We start from the raw sequence: 983 nt of genomic DNA, 5'->3' as shown, positions 1-983 counted from the left end.
CGGAGGACGCCGGCGACGTCTTTGACCCTGACCGTTCCCGAGTAGGGTATCGCTCGATGGTCGCGGGCGGCGATCTCCTCGCCGACGCCCAGCGATTCGTCGACGGCGACCAGCATGGCTACGTCCTCGAGATCGGCGAGCTGAGCGAGCTTCTTCTCGACGTATTCGGGCGTCCAGAACCCCATGATCTCGAAGTAGACGCGGAAATCACCGTCCCCGCTGTCGGACTCGTCCGACGCGTCCCCGCGGCCCGTCCCCGCGGGAGCGTACTCGAACGCGAAATCGGGGATCATCACCCGCGTTCCCGTCGCGAGAGGCTCCGGTTCGCGGACGAGGTCCCAGTCCAGATCCAGATTCGTAAAGCGGGCCGCGAAATCGGCTTCCACACCGCTGTCGTAGGATATCTCCGCGATCGGCTCCGCGTCCGGTACCCGGACGGGATCCTCGTGCGACAGTTCGAGGGTCCGTTCGGTGCCGCGGTCGTCGATTGTCGCCTCGAGGTGCCACCGATCGGCCTTCGCAACGCTCCGAAGGAGCCGCGCGAAGCGCGTCCCGTACCGCCGAGTGGCGCGAAAGAGGTGGGTCGGACCCGTGACGACGACCTCTCGGTCGGATACTTCCTCGGCTCCGCCCGGGGATTCGCCGTCGACCCGGTGGATCTCGTACATCAGCCGCAACCGCTTGATCGCCGAAATTAACGCCTTCGGGTCGCTCGAGCGCACTCGAACCTCGGTCGCGTCGAAGAGCGCCGTCTGCGCGAGCGAGAGGTTGTACTGGGCGATCAGGCCGTCCGGATCCCAGCGCGACTCGACCGCGGTGACGATCTGTCGCTCCTCGAGATCGGCGTGCAGCGCGGCCTCGAGATCGTCCGCCGACACGTCGAGCGATTCGCTCGCGCGGATGAACGCCATCGCGCGCTCGTCCTCGGTGACGACGCCGTGCGTGAAGCCGACGATTTCACCGTCCCGCTCCGCGACGAGGAA

1 protein-coding gene is annotated in these 983 nt (G+C 66.8%); it reads right to left on the bottom strand.

The window, feature by feature from the left end:
* A partial coding sequence (locus PGX04_RS31825; protein WP_273742133.1) for a DUF790 family protein occupies positions 1-983 on the bottom strand: 983 nt, incomplete at both ends.

It is taken from the genome of Natrinema soli, assembly GCF_028618695.1.
This window is presented reverse-complemented; position numbering and strand designations above follow the sequence as displayed.